12 protein-coding genes are annotated in these 14,904 nt (G+C 61.0%); 5 read left to right on the plus strand and 7 right to left on the minus strand.

Annotated elements, in window-relative coordinates:
• Nucleotide 1 precedes the first annotated feature (1 nt).
• From HX868_RS06555 to HX868_RS06565, 3 genes are all read right to left on the minus strand, one after another.
• Nucleotides 2–961 (minus strand): YbgA family protein, encoded by a 960-nt coding sequence (locus HX868_RS06555; RefSeq protein WP_177002329.1) that lies wholly within the window; start codon nt 959–961, stop codon nt 2–4.
• Between the two features lie 113 nt (nt 962–1,074).
• Nucleotides 1,075–1,290 carry a TIGR02450 family Trp-rich protein gene (locus tag HX868_RS06560; protein WP_177002330.1) on the minus strand — a complete coding sequence of 72 codons (216 nt, stop codon included), beginning with the start codon at nt 1,288–1,290 and terminating at the stop codon, nt 1,075–1,077.
• Complete coding sequence (locus HX868_RS06565) at nt 1,287–2,273, minus strand: NAD(P)/FAD-dependent oxidoreductase (RefSeq protein ID WP_177002331.1); 987 nt, start codon at nt 2,271–2,273, stop codon at nt 1,287–1,289. The genes HX868_RS06560 and HX868_RS06565 overlap by 4 nt, the downstream gene beginning before the upstream one ends.
• Nucleotides 2,274–2,470: 197 nt before the next feature.
• On the opposite strand from HX868_RS06565, the gene HX868_RS06570 reads away from it, so the two are divergent.
• Nucleotides 2,471–3,370 carry a TIGR01777 family oxidoreductase gene (locus HX868_RS06570; protein ID WP_177002332.1) on the plus strand — a complete coding sequence of 300 codons (900 nt, stop codon included), beginning with the start codon at nt 2,471–2,473 and terminating at the stop codon, nt 3,368–3,370.
• A gap of 14 nt (nt 3,371–3,384) precedes the next feature.
• On the plus strand, nt 3,385–4,410 hold the full coding sequence (hemH, locus tag HX868_RS06575) for a ferrochelatase (RefSeq protein WP_177002333.1): 1,026 nt from the start codon (nt 3,385–3,387) through the stop codon (nt 4,408–4,410).
• Between the two features lie 104 nt (nt 4,411–4,514).
• Here hemH and HX868_RS06580 read toward each other — a convergent pair whose 3' ends face one another.
• Nucleotides 4,515–6,611: a TonB-dependent siderophore receptor gene (locus HX868_RS06580; protein ID WP_177002334.1), complete on the minus strand. Its 2,097-nt coding sequence runs from the start codon at nt 6,609–6,611 to the stop codon at nt 4,515–4,517.
• A gap of 112 nt (nt 6,612–6,723) precedes the next feature.
• Nucleotides 6,724–7,878: a Do family serine endopeptidase AlgW gene (algW, locus tag HX868_RS06585; protein WP_177002335.1), complete on the minus strand. Its 1,155-nt coding sequence runs from the start codon at nt 7,876–7,878 to the stop codon at nt 6,724–6,726.
• Between the two features lie 101 nt (nt 7,879–7,979).
• Here algW and HX868_RS06590 point away from each other — a divergent pair, with 101 nt between their 5' ends.
• The 3 genes from HX868_RS06590 (at nt 7,980) to cysN (ending at nt 11,700) form a co-directional block, all read left to right on the plus strand.
• The gene (locus HX868_RS06590; protein WP_122723677.1) at nt 7,980–8,738 is read left to right on the plus strand and encodes a Nif3-like dinuclear metal center hexameric protein; all 759 of its coding nucleotides are present in this window, start codon (nt 7,980–7,982) and stop codon (nt 8,736–8,738) included.
• Nucleotides 8,739–8,874: 136 nt separating this feature from the next.
• Nucleotides 8,875–9,792: a sulfate adenylyltransferase subunit CysD gene (gene cysD, locus HX868_RS06595; RefSeq protein WP_033896984.1), complete on the plus strand. Its 918-nt coding sequence runs from the start codon at nt 8,875–8,877 to the stop codon at nt 9,790–9,792.
• A 9-nt stretch (nt 9,793–9,801) separates the two neighbouring features.
• Nucleotides 9,802–11,700 carry a sulfate adenylyltransferase subunit CysN gene (cysN, locus tag HX868_RS06600; RefSeq protein WP_177002336.1) on the plus strand — a complete coding sequence of 633 codons (1,899 nt, stop codon included), beginning with the start codon at nt 9,802–9,804 and terminating at the stop codon, nt 11,698–11,700.
• A gap of 174 nt (nt 11,701–11,874) precedes the next feature.
• Here the strand turns inward: cysN and HX868_RS06605 are convergent, their stop codons facing one another.
• Both HX868_RS06605 and pta read right to left on the minus strand, forming a co-directional pair.
• Nucleotides 11,875–12,774: an acyltransferase gene (locus tag HX868_RS06605; protein WP_177002337.1), complete on the minus strand. Its 900-nt coding sequence runs from the start codon at nt 12,772–12,774 to the stop codon at nt 11,875–11,877.
• Nucleotides 12,775–14,874 carry a phosphate acetyltransferase gene (gene pta / locus HX868_RS06610; protein WP_033896986.1) on the minus strand — a complete coding sequence of 700 codons (2,100 nt, stop codon included), beginning with the start codon at nt 14,872–14,874 and terminating at the stop codon, nt 12,775–12,777.
• Between the last annotated feature and the right edge of the window lie 30 nt (nt 14,875–14,904).

The raw sequence follows: 14,904 nt of genomic DNA on the forward strand, positions 1-14,904 counted from the left end.
TCTAGATCGCATTTCGCAGGCTGAGGTTTTCCGGGTGCGGTTGCAGGTAGGCCTGCTGCGCGATGTAGCGGTCCGGGTGTTGGCGAAAGTGGTGCTTGAGCAGGGTCAGTGGCACCACCAGCGGCACGATGCCTTGGCGGTACTGGCCGATAACGGTCTGCATTTCCTGCTTGTCGTCGGCACTGATGACTTGTTTGAGGTAACCGCTGATGTGTTGCAGCACGTTGGTATGGGTGCCACGGGTGGCGCATTGGCTCAGGCCGGTCATCAGGTCGCTGAAGTAACAGGCGGCCAGTTCATCGAGGTGGGTCTCTTTGGTCATGCTGCCCAGCAGGTGCCCGAGGCTTTTGTAGTGCGCCGGGCTGTGGGCCATCAACAGGTATTTGTAGCGTGAATGAAAGGCCAGCAGCCGGTGACGGGTCAGGCCTTCGACCAGCAGCTGTTGCCAATCGGCGTAGACGAAGACGCGGGTCAGGAAGTTTTCCCGCAGCACCGGGTCATTCAATCGACCGTCTTCTTCCACCGGCAGATTGGGGTGACGCGCACAAAACGCCTGGGCGTAGACACCACGCCCGCCTCCGTCGACCGGGGTGCCGTTGTCGCGGTACACCTTGACCCGCTCCAGTCCGCACGACGGCGACTTCTGCATGAAGATGTAGCCGCACAGGTCGGTGTGTTCCGACGCCATCTGCTGGCCGTAATCGTCCAGCGGCTGGGTGACGTTCAGTTCGCGGTGCACCGTGCCGACGGCCTGCGGGTGGGCCGGGTCGCCCACCAGGCGGATCGGTTCGCGTGGAATGCCCAGGCCGATAGCGACCTCGGGGCACAGCGGCACGAAGTCGAAATAGTCGGCGAGGGTCTGGCTGCACAGCAGGGATTGCTTATGGCCGCCGTTGAAGCGCACGTTCTCGCCCAATAAGCAGGCGCTGATGGCGATCTTCGGTTTGGTGATGCTGGACATAAGCGAACCTCTGCAAGATTCCTGTACAAGATTCGAATCTTGTACAACTAAATCTCATCATAGGTTCGATGCTGTACAAGTCAAATTATTTGTACAAGTTTTTTGCAGGGCACTTATTTCCAGCCGATTTTCCAGGCGCCATCGTTTTGCAGGGTTTGCCAGGCGCAGCGTTCGGCGCGCCGGGTCATGACGGCTTGCAGCTCGATTTCCAGCACGACGCCTTCTTCATCCCGAAACAGTTCGGTGACCAAGAAGTGTTTTTCTTTGTTGCGAGGATGAGCTGCTGTCCATTTCGACAGCAGCAGTTTTGCGGGATTGATGCGGTTCATTGCAGGTGTTCGATCAAGCGTCGCGCGGCTTCCTGGCCACTGAGCCATGCCCCTTCGACCCGGCCCGACAGGCACCAGTCGCCACACACGTACAGGCCCAGGTCGGCATCGGCCAGCACGCCGAATTCGTGGCTACTGGACGGTCGCGCATAGAGCCAGCGGTGCGCCAGGCTGAACGACGGCGCGGGCATGGCGCTGTGCAGCAGTTCGGCGAAGGCGCCGTGCAGGTGCTCGATCACCGCTTCCTTGGGCAGGTCCAGGTGGGCCTTGCTCCACGTGCCGGTGGCGTGCAGTACCCAGGTGTCGAGCTGGGTATCGCGCCCCGGTTTGCTGCGGTTGCGCGCCAGCCAATCGAGGGGGCTGTCTTGCACGAAACAGCCCTCCATCGGTGTATCCAGCGGCTTGTCGAACGCCAGGGCGATGGCCCAGGTTGGGTCCATCTTCACGCCGGCGGCGGCACTGGCCAACTTGGGCGCTGCAGCCAGCAGGGCAGTTGCCTGGGGTGCTGGGGTGGCGATGATCACGTGGCTGAACGGGCCGTGGCTTTCGCCGTCGGCGTCCAGCAGGTTCCAGTGTTGTTTGCCTTGAAACACCTCGGTGATGCGGCACCCGAACTCCACCGGCAGGTCGTCGAGCAGGGCGCGGGTGATGGCGCTCATGCGCGGCGTGCCGACCCAGCGGATCTGTTCATCGGGGGAGGGGGTGAGCTGGCCGGACTTGAAGTTGTACAGCTGGGGCTTCCATTGCTCGGCCCAGCCATTGCTTTGCCAGCGTTGCACTTCATTGACGAAGCGCCGGTCGCGGGCGGTGAAATATTGCGCGCCCATATCCAGGGAGCCGGCATCGCTGCGCTTGCTGGACATGCGGCCACCGCTGCCGCGGCTTTTATCGAAGAGTTGTACAACGTGCCCCGCGTCTCGTAACGCTCGGGCGGCGGAGAGACCGGCGATGCCGGTGCCGATGATCGCGATGGGAACAGTCATGGGGGGCCTCGTTTTACCGTTGGGTACAGACTACGCCGACACCAATAGCTGTACAATATTGTTTTTTGGTATAAGTTTTGGCTTACCTGTTCTTACGGCGTGACCTATGGTTAAAGCAGAGGCTTAATCCAACGTCACGCCCGCTGCTTATAAAATAGACTAGCGATGGGCGGCGAACGTTACATGAGGAACATCCCATGCACATTTTGCTGACCGGCGGTACTGGCCTGATCGGCCGCCAACTCTGCCACCACTGGCTTGCGCAGGGTCATCGGCTGACGGTGTGGAGCCGTCATCCGGAACAGGTTGCAAAGCGGTGCGGTGCTCAAGTAGCCGGTGTCGAACGCCTGCAGCAGGTTATCGGCCCGGTGGATGCGGTCATTAACCTGGCTGGTGCGCCGATCGCTGACCGCCCGTGGACCCACAAGCGCAAGGCGCTGTTGTGGAGCAGCCGCATCAGTCTGACTGAAACCTTGCTGGCGTGGCTTGAGGGCTTGGAACAAAAGCCAGCGGTGTTGATTTCCGGTTCGGCGGTGGGCTGGTACGGCGACGGCGGCGAGCGCGAATTGACCGAAGCCAGCGGCCCGGTGCAGGACGATTTCCCCAGCCAGTTGTGCATTGCCTGGGAAGAAACCGCCCTGCGCGCCGAAGCCTTGGGCATTCGCGTTGTGTTGGTGCGCACCGGTTTAGTGTTGTCGGCCGAGGGCGGCTTTTTGTCGCGGCTGTTGCTGCCATTCAAACTGGCGCTGGGCGGGCCGATCGGCAATGGTCGGCAGTGGATGCCGTGGGTGCATATCAAGGATCAAATCGCCCTGATTGATTTTCTTCTGCACAAGCCTGATGCCAGTGGTCCCTATAATGCCTGCGCGCCACACCCGGTGCGCAATCGCGAGTTTGCGAAAACCCTGGGCCAGGTGTTGCACCGCCCGGCGTTCATGCCGATGCCGGCCTTTGCATTGAAGGTGGGCCTGGGCGAGTTGTCCGGCCTGTTGCTGGGCGGGCAGAAGGCGGTGCCCGAACGCTTGCTGGCCGCTGGTTTCACTTTCCAGTTCACTGAGTTGCGTGCGGCCTTGGATGACTTGTCCAGCCGCCTCTAGAGATAGGATGTTGCATGACGGATCACGCGTTGTTACTGGTCAACCTGGGCTCGCCAAAATCCACCTCGGTGGCCGATGTGCGCAGCTACCTCAATCAGTTCCTGATGGACCCTTATGTGATCGACCTGCCGTGGCCAGTGCGGCGCTTGCTGGTGTCGCTGATCCTGATCAAGCGCCCCGAGCAGTCGGCCCATGCCTACGCATCCATCTGGTGGGACGAAGGTTCGCCGTTGGTGGTGCTGAGCCGCCGTTTGCAGCATCAGATGACTACGCAGTGGACCCAAGGCCCGGTGGAGTTGGCGATGCGCTATGGTGAGCCGTCCATTGAAACTGTGCTGACCCGCCTCGCCGCCCAGGGCATCCGCAAAGTGACCTTGGCGCCATTGTATCCGCAGTTTGCCGACAGCACTGTGACCACGGTGATTGAAGAGGCCAAGCGGGTTGTGCGTGATAAGAAGCTGAGCGTGCAGTTCTCGATCTTGCAGCCGTTCTACGACCAGCCGGAATACCTCGACGCGCTCGCGGCGAGTGTTCGCACCTATGTGGAGCAGGATTACGATCACCTGCTGCTGAGTTTCCACGGCCTGCCAGAGCGTCATCTGACCAAACTCGACCCGACAGGCCAGCATTGCTTCAAGGATGCCGACTGCTGCAAGAACGCTTCGCCCGAGGTGTTGAAAACCTGCTACCGCGCGCAATGTTTCAGCGTCGCCCGTGACTTTGCCGCGCGCCTAGGCTTGCCGGAAGATAAATGGTCGGTGGCGTTTCAATCACGCCTGGGCCGCGCCAAATGGATCGAACCCTACACCGAAGCGCGCCTGGAAGCCCTGGCTAAGCAAGGCGTGAAAAAGCTGTTGGTGATGTGCCCGGCGTTTGTTGCCGACTGCATCGAGACGCTGGAGGAAATCGGCGATCGCGGGCTGGAGCAGTTCCGCGAGGCCGGGGGGGAGGAATTGGTGTTGGTACCGTGTCTGAATGATGACCCGCAGTGGGCGAAGGCACTGACCACCCTTTGCGAACGGGCACCGCAATCATTGTAGGAGCGAGCTTGCTCGCGAAGGACGTCAACGATAACGCAGTGCTTCTGAGTTAACGCGGCGCTCTCAGGGGCTTCGCGAGCAAGCTCGCTCCTACAGGTAGGCGTTTAGAGGTTTAGGGTCAGGCTGAGGGTGAGGTTGCGCGGCTCACCCGGATTGATCCAATAGTTGCTGTAGGACCGCTCGTAGTACTTCTCATCAAATAGGTTGTTGAGGTTCAAGCCCACCGTGACATTCTCCGTAGCCTTGTAATGGGCCAGCAGATCGACGGTGTGGTAGGCCGGCAACTCGAAATTTGTGCCGGCCTCCCCTGAACGATCGCCCACATAGGTGAACGCCGCGCCCAAGTCTGAGCCGCGCAATGCGCCATCCTGGAACTCATAAACCCCTAACAGACTGCCGCTGCGCTTGGCCACGCCAAGGATGCGGCTGCCGGCCGGAATGGCTTTATCGCCTTTGGTCACTTCAGCGTCGATGTAGGCAAACGCGCCAATCACCCGTACGGCATCGGTCACTTGCCCGGTCAGTTGCAGGTCAAAACCCTGGCTGCGCGCCTTGCCCACGGCGCGGTTGAGGTTGGTGGCCGGGTCCAGGGTCAGTACGTTTTCCTTTTCGATATGGAAGGCGGCGAGGGTGGCGCTGAGGCGGTCGTCGAACAGCTCGCTCTTGATCCCCACTTCATAGCCCACCCCTTCTTCGGGCTTGAAGGATTTATTGTTGGCGTCCAGGCCGCTGTTGGGCTTGAACGAGGTGGAGGCGTTGGCAAATACCCCGACCTCGGGCGTGAGTTGGTAGAGCAGGCCGGCGCGTTGAGTAAAGGCGTCGTGGGTCTGCGTGCTCTTGGCGTGGTTGCGGGTGAAATCGTCGATGCTTTGCTCGAAATGCTCGAAGCGCGCACCGAGCATGCCGCGCAGGCGGTCGGTGAAGATGATCTGGTCTTGCAGGTTCAGCGCGTGGCTTTTGGTCTGTTCGAAGAAGTCGGTGCCGGAGCGCGTGCCGTTGGGTTTGGGCTGGCCGTAGACCGGGTTGTGGATATCGATGGCGTAGGGGCTGCCGGCGATAGCGGTCACGCGCTCCTTCTTGCGGTAGTCCTCGTATTCGGTGCCGATCAGCAATTCGTGCTGCCAACTGCCAATGTCGAACAGGCCGCGCAGTTCCAACTGGGTAATGCTGTCGTGCCAACCCGTCGAGCGTTCGCGGTAGCGGCGGTTGACGGTGTGGCCGTCGGCGTTCAGTGCGCGGTTTTCCGAGGCGTCGCCCCACAGGCTGCCTTGCTTGTAGTGGCTGGCCAGACGCAGTTTCCAGGCGTCGTTGAGGTGGTGTTCGAGGGTCGCCTGAATGCGGTTGTTGTGGTTGTCGATATCGCCATCGTTGGGTTCGCCGAGGAAGGTGGAGCGGGATACGCCGGGGGCGTCGACAATGCCTCGGTCGAAGGTCGAGCTGTGGCGCACGAACTCGCTTTCCACCAGCAGGCTGGTATCCGGGTCCAATTGCCAACTGAACGAAGGCGCGACGAATACCCGCTTGCTCTGCACGTGATCGCGGAAGCTGTGGTTGTCTTCCACCGCCAGGTTGACCCTTGAAAGCACACGGCCTTCGCTGTCCAACGGCGTGTTGACGTCCACGGCGGTACGATAGCGTTCCCAACTGCCGGCGCTGGTTTGCAGGGTGGTGAAGGCTTCGGGCTGGGGCTTCTTGGTGACGATGTTCACCGTGCCGCCGGGATCGCCCCGGCCATACAGGCTGGCGGCGGGGCCCTTGAGCACTTCAATACGTTCGATATTGGCCGCATCGGGTGTGCTCGGGTAGCCACGGTTGGCGCTGAAGCCGTCCTGATAGAACTCCGACGTGGTGAAGCCGCGCACGCTGTATTCGTAGAGGGTCAGGCCGCCGAAGTTGTTTTGCTTGGACACGCCGCCGGCAAATTCCAGGGCGCGCTCTACGTTGGTGCTGCCCAGGTCCTTGAGCACCGTGGCGGGAATCACGCTGATGGATTGTGGGATGTCACGAATCGCGGTGTCGGTTTTTGTTGCGCTGGCGGAGCGGGTGGCGCGGTAGCCTTTGACTGGACCGGTGGCGGACTCATAAGCGTCGGTGGTGACGCTGATGGCGTCGAGTTCCAGGGTGTTTTCTTCGGCGTAGGCGGGGTCGAGCAGCAAACCCAAGGCCAGGCCAGCCAAGGGGGCGATTCTTCGAGACGGCATGATAGAGCGTTCCAATAGCGATATTGAAACAATATAACATGACTAATTGAAGCGAATTGTTTTGAAACATCAACTTACAGGTGCCCGCAAATGGGCACCTGGGCGAGGCGCTTTATTCCTCTTCTTTGACCGGTGCCGGCGGTGGACGCAGCCCGATTTCCGCCAGCAACTTGATCTCTTTGCCGTTGCGCATCACTTGGATCGCCACCTTGTCGGTCGGCTTGATCCGCGCCACCTGGTTCATCGACTTACGGCCATCACCCGCCGGTTCGCCATTGATGCTGAGGATCACATCGCCCAGTTGCAGGCCGGCTTTCTGCGCCGGGCCGTCGCGGAAGATCCCGGCGACCACGATGCCTGGGCGTCCGGTCAAGCCAAACGACTCGGCCAGCTCCTTGCTCAACGGCTGCACTTCAATCCCCAGCCAGCCGCGGATTACCTGGCCGTGCTCGATGATCGACTTCATCACTTCCATCGCCAGCTTCACCGGGATCGCAAAACCGATGCCCTGTGAGCCGCCGGACTTGGAGAAAATCGCCGTGTTGATACCGGTCAGGTTGCCATTGGCATCCACCAGCGCACCGCCGGAGTTACCCGGGTTGATCGCGGCGTCGGTCTGGATGAAGTCTTCGTAGCTGTTCAGGCCCAACTGATTACGCCCGGTGGCACTGATGATGCCCATGGTCACGGTCTGGCCGACGCCGAACGGGTTGCCGATGGCCAGCGCCACATCACCGACACGCAAACCATCGGAACGGCCGAGGGTGATGGACGGCAGGCTTTTCAGGTCGATCTTCAATACCGCGAGGTCGGTTTCCGGGTCGCTGCCCACCACGCGGGCCAGGGTTTCGCGGCCGTCACGCAGGGCCACCACAATCTGGTCGGCGCCGGTGGTCACGTGGTTGTTGGTGAGAATGTAACCTTCGGGGCTCATGATCACGCCCGAACCCAAGCTGGACTCCATGCGCCGCTGCTTGGGGCCGTTGTCGCCGAAATAACGGCGGAACTGCGGGTCTTCAAACAGCGGATGAGCCGGTTTGTTGATGACCTTGGTGGTATACAGGTTGACCACCGCCGGGGCGGCGATGGTGACCGCGTCGGCATAGGTCACCGGGCCTTGCACCACCGCGCTGGTCTGCGGCGCCTGTTGCAGGTTTACATCCAGGCTGGGCAGACCCACCAGCTCGGGGAAACGCTGAATAATCAGCATCGCGATCAGCACGCCAGCCAACAATGGCCATCCAAAAAAACGCAGCGCCTTGAGCATCAAGTAAGTCCTGACAGGTTGCAGGGGGCGAGAGAGCGCCCATAATGTCGCGCATTATACGAGGCTGTGACGCCTGCGAACGGGATATTTAGGAGTCTTTTATGGCCGTCCCCCTTACCACCCTCGTCGAGGAAGCGGACCGCTACCTCGGCAGCGCCAAAATTGCCGATTATTGCCCCAACGGCCTGCAGGTCGAGGGTCGCCCGCAAGTGATGCGCATCGTCAGCGGCGTGACCGCAAGCCAGGCCCTGCTGGACGCGGCCGTCGAAGCCCAGGCCGATCTGATCCTGGTGCACCACGGTTATTTCTGGAAGGGCGAAAACCCCTGCATCACCGGCATGAAACAGCGCCGCCTGAAAACCCTGCTCAAGCACGACATCAGCTTGCTCGCCTACCATCTCCCGCTGGATCTGCACCCAGACGTCGGCAATAACGTGCAACTCGCGCGTCAGCTGGACATCACGGTCGAAGGCCCGCTGGACCCGAGCAACCCCAAGATCGTCGGTTTGGTCGGCTCTTTGGCGGAACCCCTGTCGCCCCGTGATTTCGCCCGCCGCGTGCAGGAAGTCATGGGCCGCGAACCGCTGCTGATCGAAGGCAGCGAGATGATCCGTCGCGTCGGCTGGTGCACCGGCGGTGGCCAGGGCTACATCGACCAGGCCATTGCCGCCGGCGTCGACCTGTACCTGAGCGGCGAAGCCTCCGAGCAAACCTTCCACAGTGCCCGCGAAAACGACATCAGCTTCATCGCGGCCGGTCACCATGCCACCGAGCGCTATGGCGTGCAGGCCTTGGGCGATTACCTGGCGCGGCGCTTTGCCCTGGAGCATCTGTTCATCGATTGCCCTAACCCGATTTGAGGGCCAAACCTGGGGGTATATTCATATACCGTTTCGATCTAGATGGCTCCCTGAATAGAAGCAGGTGCTGTGCTAGCATGCCCCGCTCGAACACGGCCCGCTGGCCGTCCATAAGATCGTTTTTCCGTGAGTAACCATGGTCGACAAACTGACGCATCTGAAACAGCTGGAGGCGGAAAGCATCCACATCATCCGCGAGGTCGCCGCCGAGTTCGACAACCCGGTGATGCTCTACTCGATCGGTAAAGACTCCGCCGTGATGCTGCACCTGGCACGCAAGGCCTTCTTCCCGGGCAAACTGCCGTTCCCAGTGATGCACGTCGACACCCGCTGGAAATTCCAGGAGATGTACACGTTCCGCGACAAGATGGTCGAGGAGCTGGGCCTGGACCTGATCACCCACGTCAACCCGGACGGTGTGGCGCAGGGCATCAACCCTTTCACACACGGCAGCGCCAAGCACACCGACATCATGAAGACCGAAGGCCTCAAGCAGGCCCTGGACAAACATGGTTTCGACGCAGCCTTCGGCGGTGCCCGTCGCGATGAAGAGAAATCCCGCGCCAAAGAGCGCGTGTACTCGTTCCGCGACAGCAAACACCGCTGGGACCCGAAGAACCAGCGTCCCGAGCTGTGGAACGTCTACAACGGCAACGTCAACAAGGGTGAGTCGATCCGTGTGTTCCCGCTGTCCAACTGGACCGAGCTGGACATCTGGCAGTACATCTACCTCGAAGGCATCCCGATCGTGCCGCTGTACTTCGCTGCCGAACGCGAAGTGATCGAGAAGAATGGCACGTTGATCATGATCGACGACGACCGCATCCTCGAGCACTTGTCCGACGAAGACAAAGCCCGAATCGTCAAAAAGAAAGTACGTTTCCGTACCCTTGGCTGCTACCCGTTGACGGGCGCGGTGGAGTCCGAAGCCGAGACGCTGACGGACATCATTCAGGAAATGCTCCTGACGCGAACTTCCGAGCGCCAGGGCCGCGTCATCGACCACGATGGTGCCGGCTCGATGGAAGATAAAAAACGTCAAGGCTATTTCTAAGGGGCTGTCATGTCGCATCAATCTGATTTGATCAGCGAGGACATCCTCGCCTACCTGGGCCAGCACGAGCGCAAAGAGATGTTGCGCTTCCTGACCTGCGGCAACGTCGACGACGGCAAGAGCACCCTGATCGGGCGCCTGCTGCACGACTCCAAGATGATCTACGAAGATCACCTGGAAGCCATCACCCGCGATTCGAAGAAGTCCGGCACCACTGGGGATGACATCGACCTGGCCTTGCTGGTCGACGGCCTGCAGGCCGAGCGTGAGCAGGGCATCACCATCGATGTTGCCTACCGCTACTTCTCCACCGCCAAGCGCAAATTCATCATCGCCGACACCCCCGGCCATGAGCAGTACACCCGCAACATGGCCACCGGTGCCTCCACCTGTGACTTGGCGATCATCTTGATTGACGCGCGTTATGGCGTGCAGACCCAGACCCGTCGCCACAGCTTTATCGCCTCGTTGCTGGGCATCAAGCACATCGTGGTGGCCGTCAACAAGATGGACATCAACGGCTTCGACCAGAGCGTATTCGAGCAGATCAAGGCCGATTACCTGAAGTTCGCCGACGGTATCGCCTTCAAGCCGAGCACCCTGGCGTTCGTACCGATGTCGGCGCTCAAGGGCGACAACGTGGTGAACAAGAGCGAGCGTTCGCCTTGGTACACCGGGCAGTCGCTGATGGAGATCCTCGAAACCGTCGAGATCGCCAATGACCGCAACTACACCGACCTGCGTTTCCCGGTGCAGTACGTGAACCGTCCGAACCTGAACTTCCGCGGTTTCGCCGGCACCCTGGCCAGCGGTATCGTGCACAAGGGCGACGAAGTCGTGGTGCTGCCGTCGGGCAAGAGCAGCCGCGTCAAATCCATCGTCACCTTTGAAGGTGAGTTGGAGCACGCCGGCCCAGGCCAGGCCGTGACCCTGACCATGGAAGACGAGATCGACATCTCCCGTGGCGACCTGTTGGTACATGCCGACAACGTGCCACAGGTAACCGACGCCTTCGACGCCATGCTGGTGTGGATGGCCGAAGAACCGATGCTGCCGGGCAAGAAATACGACATCAAGCGCGCCACCAGCTACGTGCCGGGTTCCATCACCAGCATCGCGCATCGCGTGGACGTGAACACCCTGGCCGAAGGCCCGGCGAGTTCGCTGCAGTTGAACGAGATCGGCCGGGTCAAGGTCAGTCTCGACGCCGCCATCGCCCTGGACGGTTACGACAGCAACCGCACCACTGGCGCGTTCATTGTCATCGACCGTTTGACCAACGGCACCGTGGCGGCGGGCATGATCATCGCGCCGCCGGTCACCCACGGCAGCTCGGCGCAGCACGGCAAGCTGGCTCACGTCGCCACCGAAGAGCGCGCACTGCGCTTTGGCCAGCAACCGGCCACCGTGTTGTTCAGTGGTCTGTCGGGCGCGGGCAAGAGCACCTTGGCCTACGCGGTTGAGCGCAAGCTTTTCGACATGGGCCGTGCGGTGTTCGTGCTGGATGGCCAGAACCTGCGTCACGACCTGAACAAGGGCTTGCCGCAGGACCGTGCCGGTCGTACCGAGAACTGGCGTCGTGCCGCCCATGTGGCGCGTCAGTTCAACGAAGCGGGTCTGCTGACCCTGGCCGCGTTCGTCGCCCCGGATGCCGAAGGTCGTGAACAGGCCAAGGCGCTGATCGGCGCTGATCGTCTGCTGACGGTGTACGTGCAAGCGTCGCCGCTGGTGTGCGCCGAGCGTGATCCGCAGGGCCTGTACGCGGCGGGTGGGGATAACATCCCTGGCGAGTCCTTCCCGTATGACGTGCCGTTGAATGCCGATCTGGTAATCGACACCCAGGCCTTGTCGTTGGAAGAAAGCGTCAAGCAGGTGCTGGAGCTGTTGCGCCAGCGCGGCGCGATCTAAGGATTGCAGTCACTAAAAAGCTCGCCATCGAGTAATCGATGGCGGGCTTTTTAACTTATTCAAGACCGGACTCGGTCATTGTGGGAGCTGGCTTGCCTGCGATAGCTGACTGCCAGTTGACACATGTGCAACTGACCCACTGCTATCGCAGGCAAGCCAGCTCCCACATTGTGATTACCTTTTGCCTGGGAACTGTGTGTGCAGCTTTTCCAGCAGCTGGTCTTTGTCTTCCCACAGCTTATTGATCCAACCCTGGAATGCCGCCCGGTACTCCCCATCCTGCTCATAATTCTTGCCAATGAACTCGGTCGGGATCTGCACTTCTTCGAACTGCACGACCACATCCTGCACATTCCCACACAGTAAATCCCAATACCCTGGGCGGCCAGCAGGGTAGTGAATGGTCACATTGACCAGTGACTTCAACTGCTCACCCATCGCATCCAGTACAAACGCAATCCCGCCAGCCTTGGGCTTGAGCAGGTAGCGAAAAGGCGACTTCTGCTGTGCATGTTTGCCTGGGGTAAACCGTGTGCCTTCAGCAAAGTTAAAAATACCCACCGGGTTGTCGCGAAACTTCGCACAGGTCTTGCGAGTGGTTTCCAGGTCCTTGCCTTTCTTTTCGGGGTGTTTTTCCAGGTAGGCCTTGGTGTAGCGCTTCATGAATGGAAAGCCCAGGGCCCACCATGCCAGGCCAATCACCGGCACCCAGATCAGCTCCTGCTTGAGGAAGAACTTCAGCGGACGAATCCGGCGGTTCAGCACGTATTGCAGCACCATGATGTCGACCCAGCTCTGGTGATTACTGGTCACCAGGTACGAGTGCTGATAGTCCAGCCCTTCCAGGCCTTTGATGTGCCAGCGCGTGCGCCGTACCAGGTTCATCCAGCCCTTGTTGTTGGTGACCCAGGCCTCATGGGTGTGGTTCATCAGCCATTCGCTGAAACGCTTGGCAAACGGCAATGCCTTGAACAGCGCCACGATGAACAGGAATGAACACAACAGGATCGTGTTCAGTGCCAACAACAACGAAGCGATCACCCCGCGCACGGCGGCAGGTAGAAAATCCAGCATTTAGATATCCATAGGTCGGTTGGCGGCTTGGATCGCAGTGAGCGCGATGGTGTACACGATATCGTCTACCTGGGCGCCGCGCGGCAGGTCGTTGACCGGTTTGCGCAGGCCTTGCAGCATCGGCCCCAGGCTCACGCAATCAGCGCTGCGCTGCACGGCCTTGTGGGTGGTGTTGCCGGTGTTGAGGTCGGGAAACACGAACACCGTGGCCTTGCCGGCGACCTGGCTGTTGGGCGCCAGTTGCCGCGCAACGTTTTCGTTGGCGGCGGCGTCGTATTGCAACGGGCCGTCGATCAGTAGCGAACTTTGCTGCTCGTGGGCAAGCAGGGTGGCTTCGCGGACTTTTTCCACTTCCTCGCCGCTGGCCGAGTCGCCGCTGGAATAGCTGATCATTGCCACGCGCGGGGTGATGCCGAACGCTGCGGCCGAGTCGGCGCTTTGCAACGCAATCTCTGCCAACTCCGCCGCGCTCGGGTGCGGATTCATCACGCAGTCGCCGTACACCAGCACCTGTTCAGGGAACAGCATGAAGAACACCGACGACACCAGCGTGCAGCCCGGCGCCGTTTTGATCAGTTGCAGGGCAGGGCGGATGGTGTTGGCGGTGGAGTGGATGACGCCGGAGACCAGGCCGTCCACTTCGTCCAGCGCGAGCATCATGGTGGCGATCACCACCGTGTCTTCCAACTGCTGCTCGGCCATCGGCGCGTTGAGGCTCTTGCTCTTGCGTAGCGCGACCATCGGCTCGACGTAGCGCTGGCGGATCAGGTCCGGGTCGAGAATCTCCAGGCCTTCGGGCAACTCGATGCCCTGGGCGCGGGCGACCGCTTCCACGTCCGCCGGCTTGGCCAGCAACACGCAGCGGGCAATGCCTCGCGCCTGGCAGATGGCGGCGGCTTGCACGGTCAGTGGCTCGCTGCCTTCGGGCAATACAATGCGCTTGTTGGCGGCCTGGGCTCGCTGGATCAGCTGGTAGCGGAATACCGCCGGCGACAGGCGCATCTCCCGTGGCGTGCCGCAACGTTGGTGCAGCCAGCGCGCATCCAGATGGCTGGCGACGAAATCGGTGATGATCTCCGCGCGTTCGCGGTCATCAATCGGGATCTCCTTGTTGAGGCTGTTGAGCTGGTTCGCCGTGTCGTAGGAACCAGTGCTCACCGACAACACCGGCAGCCCGGCCTGGAATGCGCCACGGCACAATTCCATGATGCGCGGGTCGGGCAGGGTGTCGCTGGTCAGCAACAGGCCGGCCAGGGGCACGCCGTTGATCGCGGCGAGGCTGACAGCGAGGATGATGTCGTCGCGGTCGCCGGGGGTCACCACCAGTACGCCGGGCTTGAGCAGCTCCACGGTGTTGCGCATGGTGCGGGCGCAGATGATGATTTTGGTCATGCGCCGGGTTTCGTAGTCGCCGGCGTTGAGGATCTGTGCGCCCATCAGGTCGGCCACGTCGCGGGTGCGCGGGGCGTTGAGTTCCGGTTGATAGGGAATGCAGCCGAGCAGGCGGAAATCGCCGCTGCGTAACAGGGGCGAATGCTCTTTGAGGCGCGCCGCGAAGGCTTCCATGCTTTCGTCGGTGCGCACCTTGTTGAGGATCACGCCGAGTACTTTCGGGTCTTTTGGGCCACCGAACAGTTGGGCCTGCAATTCCACGCGGCCGGAGAGTTCGGTGAGCACTTCGTTTTCCGGGGCCGAGACCAGGATCACTTCCGCATCCAGGCTCTTGGCCAGGTGCAGGTTGACCCGCGCCGCATAGCTGGCGCTGCGGGTTGGCACCATGCCTTCGACGATTAGCACGTCCTTGCCCACGGCGGCTTGCTGGTACAGCGTGATGATTTCTTCGAGCAGCTCATCGAGTTGGCCGTCGCCGAGCATGCGTTCTACGTGGGCCAGGCCCAGCGGCTGTGGCGGCTTGAGGCCGTGGGTGCGCGCCACCAGCTCGGTGGAGCGCTCGGGGCCGGTATCGCCGGGGTGCGGCTGGGCAATCGGCTTGAAGAAACCGACTTTCAGTCCGGCCCGCTCAAGGGTACGCACCAGCCCGAGGCTGATGGAGGTCAGACCCACACCAAAATCGGTGGGCGCGATAAAAAAAGTCTGCATGCGAATTCTCTGAAGGTGCATGGCTTCGGT

Source organism: Pseudomonas reactans (assembly GCF_013385825.1).
GTDB lineage: Bacteria > Pseudomonadota > Gammaproteobacteria > Pseudomonadales > Pseudomonadaceae > Aquipseudomonas > Aquipseudomonas reactans.